At 59.6% G+C, this 14,390-nt stretch carries 18 protein-coding genes and 1 tRNA gene; 2 read left to right on the top strand and 17 right to left on the bottom strand.

Annotated features, from left to right (window positions below; translation table 11 throughout):
* Positions 1-4: 4 nt before the first annotated feature.
* The 7 genes from FZZ93_RS05755 to FZZ93_RS05730 form a co-directional block, all read right to left on the bottom strand.
* Complete coding sequence (locus FZZ93_RS05755; RefSeq protein ID WP_187774472.1) at positions 5-1,138, bottom strand: DUF2213 domain-containing protein; 1,134 nt, start codon at positions 1,136-1,138, stop codon at positions 5-7.
* A 92-nt stretch (positions 1,139-1,230) separates the two neighbouring features.
* Positions 1,231-1,431: a hypothetical protein gene (locus FZZ93_RS18300; RefSeq protein WP_187774471.1), complete on the bottom strand. Its 201-nt coding sequence runs from the start codon at positions 1,429-1,431 to the stop codon at positions 1,231-1,233.
* Complete coding sequence (locus FZZ93_RS05750; RefSeq protein ID WP_187774470.1) at positions 1,418-2,323, bottom strand: phage minor head protein; 906 nt, start codon at positions 2,321-2,323, stop codon at positions 1,418-1,420. Before FZZ93_RS05750 ends, FZZ93_RS18300 begins: the two co-directional genes overlap by 14 nt.
* The gene (locus tag FZZ93_RS05745) at positions 2,286-3,653 is read right to left on the bottom strand and encodes an anti-CBASS protein Acb1 family protein (protein WP_149321378.1); all 1,368 of its coding nucleotides are present in this window, start codon (positions 3,651-3,653) and stop codon (positions 2,286-2,288) included. Before FZZ93_RS05745 ends, FZZ93_RS05750 begins: the two co-directional genes overlap by 38 nt.
* Positions 3,654-3,661: 8 nt before the next feature.
* On the bottom strand, positions 3,662-4,927 hold the full coding sequence (locus tag FZZ93_RS05740; protein ID WP_149321377.1) for a PBSX family phage terminase large subunit: 1,266 nt from the start codon (positions 4,925-4,927) through the stop codon (positions 3,662-3,664).
* Positions 4,908-5,483, bottom strand: coding sequence for a terminase small subunit (locus FZZ93_RS05735; RefSeq protein WP_149321376.1), 576 nt, complete (start codon positions 5,481-5,483; stop codon positions 4,908-4,910). Before FZZ93_RS05735 ends, FZZ93_RS05740 begins: the two co-directional genes overlap by 20 nt.
* A gap of 83 nt (positions 5,484-5,566) precedes the next feature.
* Complete coding sequence (locus tag FZZ93_RS05730; RefSeq protein WP_149321375.1) at positions 5,567-5,764, bottom strand: hypothetical protein; 198 nt, start codon at positions 5,762-5,764, stop codon at positions 5,567-5,569.
* 247 nt (positions 5,765-6,011) lie between these two features.
* Here FZZ93_RS05730 and FZZ93_RS05725 point away from each other — a divergent pair, with 247 nt between their 5' ends.
* On the top strand, positions 6,012-6,878 hold the full coding sequence (locus FZZ93_RS05725) for an alpha/beta hydrolase (RefSeq protein WP_149321374.1): 867 nt from the start codon (positions 6,012-6,014) through the stop codon (positions 6,876-6,878).
* Positions 6,879-6,909: 31 nt separating this feature from the next.
* On the opposite strand, the gene FZZ93_RS05720 is transcribed toward FZZ93_RS05725, so the two are convergent.
* From FZZ93_RS05720 to FZZ93_RS05705, 4 genes are all read right to left on the bottom strand, one after another.
* On the bottom strand, positions 6,910-7,344 hold the full coding sequence (locus FZZ93_RS05720) for a 3TM-type holin (RefSeq protein WP_149321373.1): 435 nt from the start codon (positions 7,342-7,344) through the stop codon (positions 6,910-6,912).
* Positions 7,344-7,694 carry a hypothetical protein gene (locus tag FZZ93_RS05715; protein WP_149321372.1) on the bottom strand — a complete coding sequence of 117 codons (351 nt, stop codon included), beginning with the start codon at positions 7,692-7,694 and terminating at the stop codon, positions 7,344-7,346. Before FZZ93_RS05715 ends, FZZ93_RS05720 begins: the two co-directional genes overlap by 1 nt.
* Positions 7,694-8,248 (bottom strand): glycoside hydrolase family 24 protein, encoded by a 555-nt coding sequence (locus tag FZZ93_RS05710; RefSeq protein ID WP_149321371.1) that lies wholly within the window; start codon positions 8,246-8,248, stop codon positions 7,694-7,696. Before FZZ93_RS05710 ends, FZZ93_RS05715 begins: the two co-directional genes overlap by 1 nt.
* A gap of 80 nt (positions 8,249-8,328) precedes the next feature.
* A tRNA-Met gene (locus FZZ93_RS05705) sits at positions 8,329-8,402 on the bottom strand.
* A 417-nt stretch (positions 8,403-8,819) separates the two neighbouring features.
* On the opposite strand from FZZ93_RS05705, the gene FZZ93_RS18295 reads away from it, so the two are divergent.
* Complete coding sequence (locus FZZ93_RS18295; protein ID WP_187774469.1) at positions 8,820-9,287, top strand: hypothetical protein; 468 nt, start codon at positions 8,820-8,822, stop codon at positions 9,285-9,287.
* Between the two features lie 365 nt (positions 9,288-9,652).
* On the opposite strand, the gene FZZ93_RS05695 is transcribed toward FZZ93_RS18295, so the two are convergent.
* The 6 genes from FZZ93_RS05695 to FZZ93_RS05670 all read right to left on the bottom strand — a co-directional run bounded on the left by FZZ93_RS05695 (position 9,653) and on the right by FZZ93_RS05670 (position 14,358).
* A complete protein-coding gene (locus tag FZZ93_RS05695; RefSeq protein WP_149321370.1) occupies positions 9,653-10,567 on the bottom strand; it encodes a hypothetical protein in 915 nt (304 codons plus the stop codon).
* A gap of 817 nt (positions 10,568-11,384) precedes the next feature.
* Positions 11,385-11,819: a DUF968 domain-containing protein gene (locus FZZ93_RS05690; RefSeq protein WP_149321369.1), complete on the bottom strand. Its 435-nt coding sequence runs from the start codon at positions 11,817-11,819 to the stop codon at positions 11,385-11,387.
* The gene (locus FZZ93_RS05685; protein WP_223111769.1) at positions 11,816-12,280 is read right to left on the bottom strand and encodes a recombination protein NinB; all 465 of its coding nucleotides are present in this window, start codon (positions 12,278-12,280) and stop codon (positions 11,816-11,818) included. The genes FZZ93_RS05690 and FZZ93_RS05685 overlap by 4 nt, the downstream gene beginning before the upstream one ends.
* On the bottom strand, positions 12,277-12,591 hold the full coding sequence (locus FZZ93_RS05680) for a hypothetical protein (RefSeq protein WP_149321368.1): 315 nt from the start codon (positions 12,589-12,591) through the stop codon (positions 12,277-12,279). The genes FZZ93_RS05685 and FZZ93_RS05680 overlap by 4 nt, the downstream gene beginning before the upstream one ends.
* 1 nt (position 12,592) lies before the next feature.
* Positions 12,593-13,411, bottom strand: coding sequence for an ATP-binding protein (locus tag FZZ93_RS05675; RefSeq protein ID WP_187774468.1), 819 nt, complete (start codon positions 13,409-13,411; stop codon positions 12,593-12,595).
* A gap of 14 nt (positions 13,412-13,425) precedes the next feature.
* Complete coding sequence (locus tag FZZ93_RS05670; protein ID WP_149321366.1) at positions 13,426-14,358, bottom strand: replication protein; 933 nt, start codon at positions 14,356-14,358, stop codon at positions 13,426-13,428.
* Between the last annotated feature and the right edge of the window lie 32 nt (positions 14,359-14,390).

The following is a 14,390-nucleotide window of genomic DNA, read 5'->3' as shown; positions in this document are numbered from 1 at the left end:
CGGCTTACTCCGGCAGGGTGTTGGTGTCTTCGGCCTGCTGACCGTTGCCGAAGGCGGTGTTGAGATGGAAGCCGCTGGCGGCCGGCTGCTTAGCCAGCACCTTCTTCTTGGCGTTGACGCTCATGCCTTCCAGGTCCGCATCTTCGAAGCCAGCAGCCTTGAGCTTCTCGTCGAGCTCAGCATTGGCAGCCTTCTTCTGCTCGTCGGCATTGGTCTTGAGCTCGCCGATGGTCTCGCCCTGTTTGTCCTGGTTGGACTTGATCTCATCGATCTGGGCCTTTTGAGCGTTCTGCGCATCGACCAGCGGCTGGATCGCTTCTTTCAGGTCTTCTTTCGTCAGTGACATCTCTTCGCCCTCCGGGGCTTCGTGGTTAACGGCGGAGGCTTCCTGCGCGCCCCCGAAAGCGCTCTTGATGGCCGCAACGAGCTTGTCGATACGGCCCTTGTTCTGTTCGCGGCGCTCTGCACGATCCGCGATGCCGATGATGTGCTCGGCCATTTCGGTGATGGCCATTTCTTCGTCGTCTGTGAGCTCGACATTGGCGGTCAGCACCTCGGACTCATTGCCTTCGGCGTTGACAAACATGCCTACGCCTTCGGATGGAGTGGCCGCGCCGGGCTCGCCCAGGAGGATGGCGTCGTGATCGAAGTTCATCTGGGTGGCGATCCAGGTATAAGGCTTGCCGTTGCTCTCACCGTTGCCGGTGCGCTGCTGCAGCGTGAGGCCGGTACTGGTGTGGATCGGCTCCTGCTTTTCGATGGCCTGGATCAGTTGGCGGCCACCCTCGGTCTGATTGGCGACCCGGATGTTCACCACCTTGTCGAGCAGTACCCGGCCAGCCTCGCGCCGGACGTTCTCGTTCCAGGCGCCAACGCTGTAGCGGTTCATCGCGCGCGGCGACATGGCCGGCACGAACTGATTGCCCGCCTTCGGGTGGCCGAGCGGCGCTGGCGTGCCCTCGAGGCCGCGATAGGCCTTCTCGATCTCGTCAGCCGGATACAGGCCGCCATTCATCACCACGTTGTCGGGTAGCGTCGCCGACGGGATGCGATAGTGATCCTCGCCGTCGATCACCTCCTTGGTGATCTTCGAGGCGTTGACCTGTGTCACCAGGTGCGCGTGGACTTGCTTGGGCATGGGGCCTCCAGAAACACGAAGGCCCCGCCGAGTGGCAGGGCCAGATATAGAAAAGCCCAGCGCGATGGCTGGGCCTGGATGTCTGTGTGGTGTCAGTCGTCGTGCTTGATGATGTGATACGTGGACTTGTGCGGCTCTACGGCAAGCACCTCGCCCGGGTGCAGTTCCGGGATCGGTCGCTTGCGCAACCTGCCATCGATGCCCTGCAGGGTCCGCCATTCTTCGATGCGGCGGAACTCGAACAGGCCCTGCACATAGCAGATGATGTAATCGGGGTGGTCAGGCGTGTCCATAGGCCTCGGCTCTGAACGACTGGCCGCGCTTCTGCATCTTCTTCGGGAGACGGCTGCTCAGCGGCCTGCCGTTGGCGTCCACGAGCACGCTGGTCTGCGTGCATAAGCAGTTGATGCCGTTCCCGTCGCGGCTGTACCAATCTTCGACTTCCTGTCGAGTGTACACCCGGCCATGGCGCCGCGCATGCGTCTCACGGGTACGCCCCGCGATCAAAGCCGACGAGTGCAGCAACCGAGTATTGATGCCATCAGCATTGGCCTGTTCGTCCTGATCCCAGATCGCCCGGCGGTGTCCGGTGTTGATCTCAGTGCGGGCAATCTTCTCGGCACGCGACATGGCCGCACCGACACGATCACGGATCCTGCCAGCGATCTCGGTTGGCGACTCACCGCGAGCCATCCCCTCGGACAGCACTCGCGCCAGGTCCGTCCGGGTCTGATCGGTAAATCCCTGCATCTCCTCGAACACGCGAGAACGCACATAACCGATCCGCCGGCGGTACGGCTCCGACATCAGCGTTTGCTCGACGTTGCGGAACGCCTGCTCAGACTGGGTGGTGATGTTAGTCACCGCCGCTGCCGTGGCCGCCTCGTAGGCAGTAACCGACTGCTGGACGATGATCGGGTCACCCTGGTTGCCCCGCATCACCTCCTGAGCAATCAGGCCAGCGATGTAGTCGTTGATGGCATCGAGCTGGCCCTGATCCAGCAGGTAGCGGTATCGATCCGACCGGTTGCCGAGCATCATCCGCATGTCGTGCTGGATGCGCTCAATGACACCGTCACGAACAACGCGCAACGACTCCCGGATGGAGCGCCTGGCCGCCTTTAGCTGCCGGGTGGTCTGGGCCGGGCTATTCGTCGAGCGCGGAACTATCGGTTGCCCCGGCATTGCCACCCTCCGGATCGTCGTCGTCATCGTCCAGGTCGGTATCGGCATCGAAGCCGACGGCATCCCGAATCTCGTTGGCTCGGAATGGAGGCGGCTCACCGGTGCCCACCGAGGACTTGTTGGCCTCTGACATCGATTTGGCGTTGCCGAGCTTCTCCTCGAATGTCGCGTCGGTCAGGTCGTCCCAGGCGACATAGAAGTCGAACGCCGGCAGCGCACCGAACCGCATCAGCTTGGCGATCAACTGCTCGATATTCGGGCCTATCGTTCGCCGGCGGCGCGTCATGATCGTCTTGGCGAACGCACGCGAGTTCTCGTCGCTGGAACGCTGCGCAATCTGCTGACCGATCAATTCGGGCACAGGGCATGACACGCTGGCTGCATAGGACTGCATAGTAACGGCGAAGAACTGCTCGGGCTGCGGTAGCTGGTAGGCTAGTGCCTTGGCCTCCATGTTGCCGAGCATCAGCAGCTTGTCCATGCCGGCAGAGAGGTCGGCGGCGACCTCATTGAGCTTGTCACCTACCTCATCAACGGCAACGCCGAACATCTGGGCCAGCCCGTCGACATCGATGCCGTTATCACCGGTGGCGTGCAGGCTGAACGCACCCCGGGCCGTCTTCCAGAAACCCTCGCCGCCGGCCCCGATCAGCTTCTCGATGGTGATCAGGTCATTGAAACCGGCTTCGTTGGCCGGGATGCCGTAGATCGTGTCGTCGTCTGCGCCCTCGGCGATGATATGGATGCGATCATGGTGGATCGTTCGCGCCTGCCGGGCCTCGCGCTCCTCGCCTGTCACCCAGGGCTTGAACTGATAGCTCACCGGGTTGCCGTAGTTCGGCGATGTCTCGTCGGTATCGAACTCCAGTGGATCGAGCTGCCCCTCGAACAGCGGCTGCATCTTGAGAAGCTGCACCTTGCCTCTGACCGGCTGATCAGGGCGCAAGCCATCATCGAACACCAGATAGAGCCCCGCATAACGGCCTACCCGGTTACGCCAGTCAGCCGCATGCACGCGGTTCCAGAAGCCGAGACGCTGCAGGAGCACGGACACCTCACGCTCTCGCCGCGTCTCCTTGTGCGGGTCGTCGCCCTGCACGCCTTCCACGATCCAGGGGTCGGTCTCCCACGTCTTCTCGACGTGCCGCATGACGCCAGCCCGGGCGATGCCATTGCGCCGGAACATCGAGTAGTGGTTCTCGAAGTCCAGTTGTTCTGGAAACCCGTAGTCCTGCCAGGCAGTCGCCCGCTTGGCGTCGTTGCTCATCGTCGGCATCTTCCCGCCGAACAGCGAGCGGCGCCAGTTCTGCACGTTGGCGATCATGCCCATGGTGTCTCCTATCGGCGGTGGCGTGAGAGTGCCAAGCCGGTGGTCCGTTTCTTGATCATTGGAGCGAGCGCGTAGCGGCAGGCGTCGATGTAGTGGTTGTGCTTGTCCACGATGTCGGTCAGCACATCACCGGTGAGTCGGTCCACCTTGTAGCTATACAGCCGAGCTTCCTTGAGCGTCTCGGTGCAGCGAGGGTGGATAACGATCTCGGCATAGCTGCGAAGGTGGGCGATGCCATCCTCGACACTGCCCTGCCACTTATCCACGCCTTCGATGCGAGGCAGGCTCGCACGCTGCCCCTTCCCGTCCTGCTTCACGTGGTTGATCGTTTCCGGCCTGGCCGAGTCAGCACGAACCTTGTGTCGCTCTATATCTGGAATGCGAGCGATCATGAACTTGGCAATATCGTCGTTCTCGAGCCCAACCTTGCCGGCCTCGTACTCGATCCAGAGCCGGCGGTCGTATACCCAGCATTTGATGCCGGCCGTTGGGTCTTGGGAGAAGCCCCAGTCGATGCCGTAGTAAGGACCATCCCAGCCCTTCCCTGGATCGAATTCGGCCACGCGATATTTGCCGGCAAGAATCTGCGCCTCACTGTTCTCGCGATAAGCGCCTTCCCAGATCCAGGCATAGGTCTGGTCGTCGAGAGTTTCGCGGTCGTTGAGCCGCTCCTGGTCGAGCACGTCGGGGAACCACGGATTGTCCGTGTAGTTCATCTCGACGATCTTGGCGCCGGCCGGCGTGTTCTTGCGGAAACGGGTGTCGGTCGGGCTGCCATCGAGCTCGGGGTTCCAGGTTACCCAGACCTCGGATCCCTCCTCGCGAACCGTCGGCAGCAGCTTCTGCCAAGCGATCTCGGTGACGTTTTCCGCCTCATCGACCCAGGCCAGCAGGATGCGGGCCTTGGACTTGATGCTGTCCAGGTTGTGGCGAAGGCCAGCGAAGGCGTACCAGACAAGGCGGTTCTTGGTACGGATGTACTTCTCGCCGATGTCGAAGTAGGCATCCAGCCAGGGCACTGATCGGATCGCCTGCTTGACCTCCTCCATCGAGGAGTCTTCCAGGCTGTTCATGTACTCCCGGCCACACAGCACGACGCCAGACTGGCCGGCCTCAGCAAGCACGTAAGCCCGCACCGCCGACATCAAGGCAAAGGTGCGCGTCTTAGCGCTACCCCGTCCGCCGTATGCACCCCGATAGCGCGTGCTCTCGCCTGGCCTGTCCATGAATACCGGTATCAGCTTCGGCGGTAGCTCAAGCGTCGCTGTCGTCATCGGGCGCCACTAGCTGGATGGTCGTCGGCTTCGGCGTCATGCTGCCGTCTTCGCTGGAGTGATCATGCCGCTCTCGCCATGCCTGAACATCGACGTGCTTGCCGAGCAGCTCCAGGTTCTTCACCTTGTCTGGCCACTTGATCTTCTTCAGCAGGCCGATCTGTTCGCGCTCCGCGCCTTGGCCATCCCACAGCTCGGCCACATCCAGGCCTGATAGCGTGCGACGCCATGACTGGGGCCACTCTCTGACAGGCAGGATGCTGCCGTCATCGGCCAGGATGTCGGCCACGTCCATCTGATCGATCTCGACCAGGCGGTGGAGAACGTAGTCGGCATCAACCTGAGTCCGCTCGGACCGCAGCGCCTTGCGCTTCTCTATTGCATCGGCAACACAAGTTTTTCCAAGTAGCTGCGGGCCAATGCGGCTCGCCGTCTTCTCGCTATACCCGGCGCGGATAGCAGCTTGCGTAGCGTTCAGATCGACCAGGTACTCATCAACGAATCGAGACTGCCGAGCCGTCAGCGCGACAGCCTCCCGGGCAGTCTTCTTCGTCATATCGTCTCTATCCTCTTACTCGCATTGGTGAGCGCCCGGTGTCTCAACGTCGGGTGCGGGTACAGGGCGCTCAGCGATGCGGGTTATCGCTGCCTGAACACCGTCTTCGGGTATACGTCGAAGAAGTTCTGCTGTGTCCCGCACTCACTGCACTTGTGTGGACACTGGATCGGGCCGGTAGGCAGAAAAATGTCTCCATGCCGCACCATCTCGCCGTCGCATCCCAGTTCGTCGCAGTAGTAGCGGACGATCACCGCCTCGGCGTCGAATTCGCGCTCCATCATTCCCTCCGATCTAGCAGCAGGACCGCAACGAACACCGCCACCAGCACCCACGCATAGGGGCCAGGCAGGGCCGTTATAGCTCAGCTTTTCGTATCATGGCTCTTGATCGCAGGTACCCTAAGGGCTAGGTTCGTCAGAGTGTTTTTGGCTAGCCTTGATCGTCTTGGTATCTCGCCAACGCATGAAGAACAGTGCTAAAGAGGTAGAAAGCGCGCTAAACCACAACAACCACAAGGAGTGCAGTATGAGGTATGCAATCAAAGCCATGCTTGCAATTGGATTGGTATCTACTGGTGCCAATGCTAGCGAGATTGCTCATTATGAATTTGATTCGGAGACGCTAGGCGCTCCCTATCCCTATACCCTCTACACTCCGGACGGATTCACCAAAAGCGACAAACGTTACCCCGTCATGTATCTGCTGCATGGCTCTTTCGGCAATGAGAATGACTGGGCTTCCAAGGGCTCACTTCAGGAAACTGCAGACACCTTGATAGAACAGGGAAAAATCCCTCCTGCTCTCATCGTGATGCCCGGCAGCCAAAGTTGGTGGGTCGATGGATATAACGAACCTGCCGCCACAGCGTTTATCAACGACCTCCTTCCACATATCGAATCCACTTGGCCAGTCATCAGCAACCGCGAAGGACGCGTAATAGGCGGGCTCTCAGCGGGGGGATACGGCACTATCAACTTCGTCTTTCAGCATCCTGACATGTTTGCTGCAGGCGCCGCTCTTAGTCCGGCCGTTTACACTCCCCTTCCCCCGAAGCACTCATCTGCCTGGAACCACCCTGCCTACCTGAATGAAGAGGGCAATTTCTCCGAGGAATTATGGGAAGACCTCAACTACACCACCTATATCGACGACTACATGACCGGAGAGGAGATCGTGCCTCTCTACATCAATTCCGGGGACCATGACACCTTCGATATTGCTTACCATGCCACTGAGCTGTATCAGACACTCAGAGAGCATCAACCGAATCAAGTGGAGCTGCGCATCGTTGACGGTGATCATGAATGGAGTGTCTGGGAAAACACCTTGCCTGAAGCTATGGAGTATGTGTTCCGCTTTGCCAGCCGTCCTCTCGGCGCGCTGCCTGAATAGGGCCGGGCGATGGCGTGCTGGATGTACTGCCTCACTTCGTACCCTTGATCGAATCCATGAAGCCTTTGCCGGTGGTGCCCCGGGCGATTTTCTCCCCGGAGCGGCCGGCGATGTAGCCGCCCACGCCCAGGGTCATGAGATCCCACATACGCTCGGGCAGCTCGAGCTGTAGGCCAGTACCAAACATCGCTCCCAGGTAAGGGGCCAGCAGGTAGTTGTTCGCTATGATGGCCACGATCACCATCATCAGCAGCGGGCGCCATGAACGCTGAATCCAGCTGTCACCCTGCGCCTCGGCCAGGATGATCTGCATCCGGGCCTTCATGGCCGAGTCGCGAGAGTCGATCAGGCGCGTCTGGACCTCCTGCTTGAGCCGATTGGCTTCGTCCTTGTCGGTCACCGCCTCGTCGATGACGTCGAACAGCGGGCCGGTGAGCGCGCCCAGAGCTTTCTCGATCAGTCCCATCACTTACCTCCTCGCACGCGATCCGCCACGGCCATCAGCAGGATGTCGATGCTGCGCGGACCGAGCCACCCGCAGGCAACGCCGACAGCGGATGACGGCCAACCGGTCAGCTCGAAGTAAACGTTGATGCCGGCAGCAACCGATACCATGGCGGCCAGCGCGGGAATGTCGAGCCAGAGGCGCCGCGTCACGAACCGGTTTCTATGGCCGTGTTTGACCTCATGGGCGATCTTGGCAAGTAAGCCGATCATGACAGCTACCCCCGCGTAGAGAGCGACCAGGACGTCTTGCCGCCAGTGAGAGAGCCAGCTGAGAAGGTCGGACCAGAAGCCTCCGTCTTTCCATGGCATCAGGCGCCTCCCTTCTTCACTACCCGGTCATACCAGTCACGGTCACGCCCCGCGAGCTGGCCGCCGGCGTCGACGTAGACCTTCACCAGGTCTTCGATCTTGTGCTCACGCTGGCCATACCCAGCGCCCGGAAGGCTCGCCCAGATGTTCGAGCAAGCCTCGACGGCACGACTGAACCGCCCTGACTGGATGAGAGGAAGCGCCCGCTGCTCGCGAATCTGCTGGATGGCATAGCGGTCCTGGCTCTCGGGCCTGAAATCGGACAGACCCAGCTGCCGCTTGTAGTGCGGCCAGTAGGTATTCAGGATCTGGTATCGCCCGGCAGCCGTGGAATGGACGCCCGGGGCATACTCGATCGACAGGTCATCTGTCGGCAGCGGGTGGTCTACATACTCGGCGAACAGATGGATGTCGCCCGGCATCGAGCCGACGAGGATGTCATACCCGTCATCACTGGCGGCCAGCATGGCCGGCCCGATCTCGGCATGAGCCAGGACATCCAGGAAGGCGCACACGTTCGCGCCGCCGGCGGCAGCTGGTGAGATACGAGGCATGGTGACTCCGGATCGGTAAGGAGTCGCTCCACTCAAGACATGGGTGGCAAGGGGGAGAAGCACCCGAGGAGCGACTTAACTGGTAGCGGCCAGAGGATTCGAACCTCTCACTCCGGGTTATGAGCCCGACGTCTTACCACCTGACCCGACCGCTGAAAAAATAAAAGCCCCATCGGGAAACCGATGAGGCGAAAGAAAGAAGGAGCAATTTTGCAAGCTGTCACACCATTACCGGCCAGACAGCGAGAGTAGGGCTCAACATACGAAACGTTCCAGGGCGTTCGTGATGCCTAGCGCCAGGCGCGTGCTAATCGCCAAGCCGCACATACGGTAGCCTAGGCCGGTAAAATGCACACTATCTAGTATCCATTCAAAAAAATTCTCACAACTACCACCCCATCTCTTTCATGGGCGTCGTTTTCTCGAGACATCGCTCTCCGGCTGGCGTCGCTGCTGGGAGACTCTTTGTCAATGCCTACATCCTGCACCAGCATGACATTGAGCGTTCTTCGCAAGAGCGCATGAGCACTAACTGCAAGAGTCGTCATCCGCGACCACAGGAGAAGCCCTCATGAACACAAGACTGATTCCCTTCGCACTGGTCACTAGCCTGATTGCCCTCCCTTCCTTCGCTCAAGAGGAACAGGCCGAAGCCACACAGCCTGCTATCGAAGAAAGCCAGGCCGTCGAGGCTGAAGCTGGCGTTAAGGCCGAAACAGACATCCAGACTGGAGAGGACTCGCTCACCGAAGCGGAAAATGAAGCCTCCACAGCCCTGGGAGGCGCCCAAGAGGACGCTTCAGAGGCAGCTGACTCTGGCCTAAGCACCGCCCAAGAGGCAGAAGCGGAAGGCGGTGTCGATGGAGCTGCCACCAGTGACAGCAACAGCCTAGAGGCCGACGCAAGCACCAGTAATACTGGCAGTGCTAGTGGCGGCACCGGTGGAGGAACTGGTGCTGGCGGCAGTGCCGGTGGAGGCGCTGGTGCCGGTGGAGGTGCTGGCGGCGGTGCTGGTGCCGGCGGCGGAAGCGGATCATAACGCTCCCCCTTCCCCGAAGGCCAGCGAACTCTGGCCTCAGGCTGCAGGCAAACCCCGCAAAAAAGCGGGGTTTGCTATTTCCATCTCCAACACCCCCCCAGCGCCAATCTGTGACAACAGAACTGTTATCAATCACACAGTGCCCCTACTCGGGCGGCCTTTGATAACGAAAAAGCCCCGTCTCAAGAGACGGGGCAACTAGAGATGTGTCATGGCAGCTTGCACACATCCGACGGGGAATATCGGTGGAAGTTCCTGACAAAAACGCCCTGACTCAAGGCCAGAGCGCAAATTGGTGATGTTGAAAACATCATATCTGAAAATGATGCAGTCTACAAGAGACTGAAGCAGTTCCGTGCCTCTGATTAAGTGGAATATGTCTGCTTAAGCTCTGCAAGCACCCTCACACTATCATCTGGTACTAGGCAGTATTGCCCCCACTTCTCAGCCCAAATCCTGATCTGCCCCGACTCTTCTACCAGCTTCCCATGAACTGCCACCGTTCTTCCTATTTTATTCTTATCAACACCTCGCCTCTTATCATAACTTTCATAGGTATAAATATTCACAACATGACCACTCGAGGTTTTAATCTTGATGATATTTCTATATGTAAGCCCCACATACCCAGAAATTTCACCATAATAGACATTTTCCTTACCAATATACCTTTCATTATACCCATCCAAATCAACAAGAATTTCTCTCAATAGGATTGGATGGGAGCCTCCTGGGAAAAAATAATATTTAGATATTTTTTCTGAAAAATTCTTAAAAAGCGATAGCACACTGGTGACTCTTGACGGCACTTTGAAAGTTTCTCCACTATGCTCACCTAAAGGCACCTCTGCCTCCGGCCCATCCTCATCGACAATTTGAGCTCCATTAAACTCGGAACCCTCACTATCATTTACTTCCGGAGGATCTTCAGACCAGCTACTTATTATTGAGAGCTCACCATCTTCGATAGCTTGTTTAATTGTCTCCCTATTTGTATATCGCTTCCCAGGAGGAGTGGAGGTTCGAAATCCACACCTCACCTCTTCATAACCTCTTTTGTGTCTAAAGTGAGGAGTCATTCCGGATGACGTCACATCTGAATCGTGCGGAACCCGGACGAGAGGAACTGTGCAGCCAGGACAGAACAAGGTTCCCCTCATACCTTGGTCGTACTCTTCAGGAATAATCTCTGCTGCATGTGCCCTGAGCAGTTCCTTTGCTCCTCCATACTTGAAGCCCCTCAGCTGATATGCCACTGGTATACGATGGGTATCACTCATGTCACTGCCCTGTAGTTACATCACTCTGTCTCCTTCAAATTTACATACCCCTTATCAGGAAGCGCAAGCTACTCGCTGGGATGTATGTGCCACGATACCAAGAGTCTCTGACTCCCAGACATCTAGATGACCAAGGGCCGAGTTCCAGTATTGGGCCCAACATGCGCGATCTTTGCGAGACCAAAAACGAACATCAATCACCGCACCACACTCATCGCTCAACCAGCACTGTACTGCCTTTGGGGTCGGAAGTCCCTGACGCTGATAAGGCCAAGTAGTCTCACCATGGTGGAACAACGCCGCTACACATAGATAGCGTAACGTCTCCAACTGCTTGGCTGTCGGCTTCCCCCTCCCTTGGCCAGGCAGACGCACGCCATCTTCCAGAAGCTGTCGATACAGCGCCAACTGCACCGCCTCGGCATCAGCAGCTAACTCATCTCGCGTAAACGGTCCAAAGCAGTACCGGGCCAATGCCTGCAAGTGGGCCGGTTGGCTCTCGACAGCACTGATGACGGCCCCGGCTTCCAGGCCGTGTACAATGCTCCAATCGTTGCCTCGCCGCCGGCTACGCTGCACATCGGCACCGAGCTTGGCCTGCTCAATCGCCCCAGCCATGACGCTGTTACCGGTGGCACGGTAAGCATCAAAGATCATCTGCCTCGCACTCAGGTACCGCATCACTGCCCCCGTTTCCTGCCGTTTCCCGTTTCGTTTCCGTTTCGTTTCCTCGTTTCGAGGCTCTCGGCCAACGCTGTGGCTTCGTCAGATGTCCAGCGATCATTGGTGCGGCCCTTCTCCCGGCTTGCCTTGACCATCAGTCCTTGCCCTCCTTGCTCAACACGAAGTTCCTCGCCTCAATCAGCGCGTCATGGATCGCCCCCTCAGGGAATGCGTCGAGGCCGGTATTGATCGTGTCGATCAAAAAGATCGGCTGCTGCCAGCGCAGATGAGCCACGTTATGGATGCGTCTGTGACAGGTGCCCCCGGGGCCGTCGCAGACCGGCATGGCCAGGCTGTCAGCCGCCTTGAGCCCCATCCCGCTGGCCTGATACATGCCAATCAGGTGGTGGGCGGAGTTGGCCGGGGCCCCGCATACACAGCAAGGCAGCGACCGGACAAAGCGCAGATACCGCTCGCTGCGAAACCGCACATCATTCGCCGCCTTCTGCCGGGTGCGTTTCACCGGTTTACGCTGCGCTGGAGAAGCGGACCGAAGGGGCGTTTTACGTTGGATCGGTGAACGCTTCATGCCGCCTCCTGCACTTCGCGATAGGTGTCGAACACTGCCTGGGCCTTCTCGCTCCACTGGATGCCGTTCTCGGCGCCGTAGGCGTAGATCAGCTCGATCAGGTCGCTGAATTCCTGCTTACGCATCTTGCTGGTCCGCATGCCGAGCACGACCATGCCGCCGTCGATGCCTTGGGCCATGCGCTGGTGACGGCGTAGCGCGCTCGTGAACACGTCCTTCCAGTCCTCGCGGGTCGCCCAGACCAGCGCGCCGTCGATAATGAGCTGCTTCTGGCTGGCCACATCCTCGAGCATCGGCCAAAGCTTGGCGTTCTGGCTCAGACTGCGGATCTCGCTGGGCCGCCTCAGCACCACTTCGACAGCCCCCTCGCGAAGCGCCTTGTTCACCATCTCCCAGACGAGCTGCATCTTGCTGTGCACGTCGCCCAGCCCCTTGATGTGGTAAGTCAGCTCCCGGCTCATGCCGCTCCCCCGCCATTGCCTCCCCAGTCACCCAGCATCCGGTACTCATGCGGCCGCGTGCCGCCCGGCCCCGGGCTTTCCTGGCTGGCGATTGTCACGCCGTAGCGACGCAGCTCGCGGATCCGTGCCGAGATGGCGGCGTGGCTATCCTGCTGGCCAAAGCGGTCATAGATGGCCTCGCCGATCTCGTGGAGCTTCAGCCAGTACATAGCGTCGCGGAGCACCAGATAGGTCCGCCCGAGCTGGCTGTTGGGGTTGTCCAGCCGCCGGCCTCGGCCCTGGCGTGGTGCCATTGCTGTCACGGTTCCCATGTCATGCCCTCCCCTGGTTGTCGGTCGGCGTGCGATAGCTCGGCCAGTCCATGACAAGCGTCATGCCGCCGCCCTCGTTCATACGGTCCACGACCCGCTCGCCCAGGTAGTTCTCGAGCTCTTTCGCGTCGCAGTTGGAGATCAGCACCGTGGGGAGCATCTGCTTGTAGCGCTCGTTGATGATCTTGAAGAGCATCAAGCGCTCCCACTCGGTGCCCAGTTGGGCGCCGACCTCATCGAGGATCAGCAGGTCGAGCGGCGCCACAAACGCCTTGATGGCCTCGCGCTCGCTGCCGCCCTTCTGGCTGAACGCCCGCTCCTTGATCAGGTCGATCAGCTCGTAGACGTCGATCCCCATGACTCGGTAGCCCTGGTCCAGCAGTGCATTACCGATGCCATAGGCCAGATGGCTTTTGCCGGTGCCCACGGAGCCGCTCATCACCATGCCGCCGCCCTGGGCAAAGCGGTCCTCGAAACGCTCGACGTAGCGGCGCGACGCCGCCAATGCAAAGGCCTTTCCGTCGTGCCCATCGGTCGCAAAGTTCTCCAGGGTCCGCTGCTGGAAGCGCCGCGGGATCATGGCCCCCTCGCGCAATTGCTCGAGCTTGGCCGCGCGTGTCTGGCCGGCGCGATCTCGTTGCTCTGCCTGGCGCTGCTGGGCCTTGCCCTCCTCGAGGCATTCCGGGCAACCGGACCACTGGTCGTTCGGCATCAGCGTCTCGGTGAAAGCGCCATGGATTCGGCAATTTCCTTGACGATTCCGGGCCTGTCCGGCCAGCACGTTTTTCAGGTGGCCCCGGACCTCGTGAGTGGTCGTCATCGGCTGTCCCATGGTCAATCCCTCATCCAGTCCGGCAGGTTGGTCGTGTCGGTCGGCGTGTAGGTGCCTTGGGCCTTTGGCTGGGCCATGCCGACGCGCCCGTTTTGGCGTGGAGCCGAACGGCCTCGACCGTTCAGTCGGTTGGCCAGCCAGTCAGCCTTCACGCCTTGCCAGCCGGCGAGCACGGTCTCGTCCAATGCCTGATCGGCGGTCAACTCGGGTATGCGTTCAGCAGCGCGCAGCGCCTCGTTGACGTTCAGCGTCAGCGCTCGCTGGGTGAGCGGTTTTTTCAGCGCCTTCCGGTGCTCGATGAACCCCTGGACTGCTTCGGTCGAGACCTCGGCAGGCAGGTTGCTCAGGTCAAGTCGAGTCGTCTTGGGCTTGGTAGGACGGGAGGCTTGCCCGGATTTCGGCGACTCCCCTTCCCCCTCGACCGAAGGGAGAGGGGGAGTGTCTTTCCTGTCTTTCGGTGTATCCCCATTTTGGGGTGATTCAGATATCCCATCTTGGGGTGACTTACCCCAATTTGTTTCTGCTTTCCGCTTTGGGGTAACTCGCGATTTCTGAGCGGTGAAATCCCACTGATCGATGTCTTTATTGATGCGCACGGGGGACCGGCCACCACCATTGCGGATCAGAACGCGCTTACGGATGAGCCCGTTCAATGTCTCGGAGCACTTGCCCTCGGACATGCCGGTCATCTCGCTGATCACAGACGCAGCGATCCAGTCCTCGGCCTTGTTCCAGCCGTAGGTCATGCGCTCGACGACACGGATCACGCGCGCCTCCCGGCTGGTCAGCGGGGAACGTGCAAACGCCTCAACGAGAGGGTTGGCCGTTCGGGTGAATCCGTCTTCCACCTGGATGCTCCTGCCAGTCCTCTCGGGGTCTGGCTGAGGGCCGTTTTCGCGGCCTGGAAACTGGTAAATCTCGGCGGTATCAGCCATAATTTCTTCATCCCTTGTGGATCTTGAAGCCC

This window comes from Halomonas eurihalina (assembly GCF_008274785.1).
Taxonomy (GTDB): domain Bacteria; phylum Pseudomonadota; class Gammaproteobacteria; order Pseudomonadales; family Halomonadaceae; genus Halomonas; species Halomonas eurihalina.
Note: the sequence above shows the minus strand (reverse complement) of the source record. Positions and strands in the feature narration are given on the sequence as shown.

What these genes read in the sequence shown, in the direction of transcription:
- FZZ93_RS05735 (WP_149321376.1), bottom strand. Translation starts at nt 5,483, where the DNA reads ATGACGAAGAAGACTGCCCGGGAGGCTGTCGCGCTGACGGCTCGGCAG.
- FZZ93_RS05675 (WP_187774468.1), bottom strand. Translation starts at nt 13,411, where the DNA reads ATGACGACCACTCACGAGGTCCGGGGCCACCTGAAAAACGTGCTGGCC.
- FZZ93_RS05755 (WP_187774472.1), bottom strand. Translation starts at nt 1,138, where the DNA reads ATGCCCAAGCAAGTCCACGCGCACCTGGTGACACAGGTCAACGCCTCG.
- FZZ93_RS05750 (WP_187774470.1), bottom strand. Translation starts at nt 2,323, where the DNA reads ATGCCGGGGCAACCGATAGTTCCGCGCTCGACGAATAGCCCGGCCCAG.
- FZZ93_RS05715 (WP_149321372.1), bottom strand. Translation starts at nt 7,694, where the DNA reads ATGCCATGGAAAGACGGAGGCTTCTGGTCCGACCTTCTCAGCTGGCTC.
- FZZ93_RS05725 (WP_149321374.1), top strand. Translation starts at nt 6,012, where the DNA reads ATGAGGTATGCAATCAAAGCCATGCTTGCAATTGGATTGGTATCTACT.
- FZZ93_RS05670 (WP_149321366.1), bottom strand. Translation starts at nt 14,358, where the DNA reads ATGGCTGATACCGCCGAGATTTACCAGTTTCCAGGCCGCGAAAACGGC.
- FZZ93_RS05730 (WP_149321375.1), bottom strand. Translation starts at nt 5,764, where the DNA reads ATGGAGCGCGAATTCGACGCCGAGGCGGTGATCGTCCGCTACTACTGC.
- FZZ93_RS05690 (WP_149321369.1), bottom strand. Translation starts at nt 11,819, where the DNA reads ATGAAGCGTTCACCGATCCAACGTAAAACGCCCCTTCGGTCCGCTTCT.
- FZZ93_RS18295 (WP_187774469.1), top strand. Translation starts at nt 8,820, where the DNA reads ATGAACACAAGACTGATTCCCTTCGCACTGGTCACTAGCCTGATTGCC.
- FZZ93_RS05695 (WP_149321370.1), bottom strand. Translation starts at nt 10,567, where the DNA reads ATGAGTGATACCCATCGTATACCAGTGGCATATCAGCTGAGGGGCTTC.
- FZZ93_RS05745 (WP_149321378.1), bottom strand. Translation starts at nt 3,653, where the DNA reads ATGGGCATGATCGCCAACGTGCAGAACTGGCGCCGCTCGCTGTTCGGC.
- FZZ93_RS18300 (WP_187774471.1), bottom strand. Translation starts at nt 1,431, where the DNA reads ATGGACACGCCTGACCACCCCGATTACATCATCTGCTATGTGCAGGGC.
- FZZ93_RS05740 (WP_149321377.1), bottom strand. Translation starts at nt 4,927, where the DNA reads ATGACGACAGCGACGCTTGAGCTACCGCCGAAGCTGATACCGGTATTC.
- FZZ93_RS05685 (WP_223111769.1), bottom strand. Translation starts at nt 12,280, where the DNA reads ATGAGCCGGGAGCTGACTTACCACATCAAGGGGCTGGGCGACGTGCAC.
- FZZ93_RS05680 (WP_149321368.1), bottom strand. Translation starts at nt 12,591, where the DNA reads ATGGGAACCGTGACAGCAATGGCACCACGCCAGGGCCGAGGCCGGCGG.
- FZZ93_RS05720 (WP_149321373.1), bottom strand. Translation starts at nt 7,344, where the DNA reads ATGGGACTGATCGAGAAAGCTCTGGGCGCGCTCACCGGCCCGCTGTTC.
- FZZ93_RS05710 (WP_149321371.1), bottom strand. Translation starts at nt 8,248, where the DNA reads ATGCCTCGTATCTCACCAGCTGCCGCCGGCGGCGCGAACGTGTGCGCC.